1 protein-coding gene is annotated in these 1,360 nt (G+C 71.2%); it reads right to left on the reverse strand.

Features of this window, described 5'->3' with window-relative positions; all coding sequences use genetic code 11:
* Positions 1 to 225: 225 nt before the first annotated feature.
* Positions 226 to 1,360 (reverse strand): IS4 family transposase (locus PUT80_RS46200; protein ID WP_275295921.1); only part of this gene is annotated, 1,135 nt, incomplete at its 5' end.

Below are 1,360 nucleotides of genomic sequence, written 5' to 3' on the forward strand. Positions count from 1 at the left end.
CCGGTTAGAACCCAATGCCGCGTAGCTTAGTTTGATCATGCTGCTGGGGTGAGTTTGCGGAGTCTGATGGCGGGTGGGCCGGGGTGGCGGGTGCTGGCGGGTTCGGTGCGTTTCTTGACCCGGTAGGCGTTGTGGCGCAGGCGTTTCACTGCGCGTGGGCAGGTTCGGTGTCGTCGTGGCGGGAGGGGGCGTCGGGTGATCTCGGCCAGGATGGCGGGCAGGGCGTCAGTCCAGTCCTGAGGGGGAAAAGCCCGCCGTTCCGGTGGCGGTGCGGCGGGCGGTGCGCAGGAGGTGGCTGTAGCTGATCCCGTCGGGGTCGAGGTCGGCGGCCTCGGCCGCGCGGGCGCTGAGCACGCTCAGTGCGTAGTGCACGGTCAGCCAGGCCCAGATTTCCTGGTGCACCAGTTCCGGCAGCCTCGACCGCAGAATTTTCCCTGGTCCGCGGAGGTGGGTTTTGAGCTGGTCGTTCGCGGTTTCCTGCTCCCACCGCTCGTGGTAGGCCTCGGCGAGGTTGCCGGCGGCCGCGTCGGCGGGGTCGGTAATCGTGGACAGCAGCACGATCAGTTCTCCGGTGCCGTTGCCTTCCCGATCCGGGACGTCGTATTCCACGACCCGGGCCAGGTGCGCCTCCTCGGGGCGGATCTCGTGCCCGGCTTCGGCGGCGGCGAGGATCCGCTCGCGGCGGCCGGCACCGCGGACTTTCGGGTTGACCAGGACGGTCAGGTAGGTCCCGTCGGGCAGCACCCGGGCGACCGGCAGCGCGAGCCGGCCCGGCGCCCGCCACAACAACGCCGCGCCCGTGCGCGCGGCGGCATCCCAGGCGTCCCAGCTGTAGAAGTTGCGGTCCGCGGTCAGCAGTTCGTCCTCACGCAGGCGCGGGTAGAGCCGCTGGGCCAGGGTCTGCTCCCCGGTCCCGTAGGCGCCGACCCGCGCGGCGAGGAACGCGTGGGTGCCGCACTCGGCCAGCGCCACCACCCGCGCTTTCGGGAACGCCGACCGGTGCCTGCCCGACCCCGCGTACCCGAACTCGGCCGCGTTGCCCGGGGTGTCGGGCAGATCGACCTCGAACCCGTCGATCGCCACCAGCCGCCGGCCCCGCAACCACGCCCCGCGCGTGTCCGAGGTCGCCACCGCCTGCGCCACGCCCTCGAACACCTCGGCCATCACCGCAGGCCCCAGGCGTTTGCGGGCCTGGGTGATCCCGCTCGCCGTCGGGACCGTCCACGACGCGTCCCAGCACCCGAACCGCGACAACGACCCCGTGACCTTGGTCGCGACCTCTTCGTAGTCGTCACCGGGAAACAGGCACAACGCCATCGTCAAATACGCCACCACATGCGGCGGCAGCTTCCCGTCCGAC

Source organism: Amycolatopsis sp. La24 (assembly GCF_029087445.1).
GTDB classification, from domain to species: Bacteria; Actinomycetota; Actinomycetes; order Mycobacteriales; family Pseudonocardiaceae; genus Amycolatopsis; species Amycolatopsis nivea.